1 protein-coding gene is annotated in these 378 nt (G+C 32.5%); it reads left to right on the forward strand.

The genetic code is table 11. The features are described from left to right. Positions 1-105: 105 nt before the first annotated feature. Positions 106-378: hypothetical protein (locus A9G48_RS08365; RefSeq protein WP_141672987.1), on the forward strand; the 273-nt coding region annotated here is incomplete at its 3' end.

Consider the following 378-nt stretch of genomic DNA (forward strand, 5'->3'; position numbering starts at 1 on the left):
AAGTGTTTCCATACTTACTGTCATACCAATATACAGCTGATACGAGCCATAAGCCGAAGCAGTGACAGAATCGATTAACAAATTTTAACTAACAGGTAATAACTGATGAAAACACAAATCAAAAAAGTCTTAATATTAGGTAGTAGTTTACTGATGTTATCGTTACTGACAGGGTGCGATTTTACCGATTATAAAACTTTGATACAAAATGACAATGATTATTATAATCCAAGCGGTTATAAATCAGTTTGTTTAAGGGTCGGTAAGGTTTATGAAGATATGTATCCTTATACTATTCAATATATTGAAGGCGAAATTGATCCTGATGATGCATGGGATAAAATCGCCGCCAATAATGAGCTTAATTTAAAACTATCC

Source organism: Gilliamella sp. wkB18 (assembly GCF_001690875.1).
Lineage (GTDB): Bacteria > Pseudomonadota > Gammaproteobacteria > Enterobacterales > Orbaceae > Gilliamella > Gilliamella apicola_A.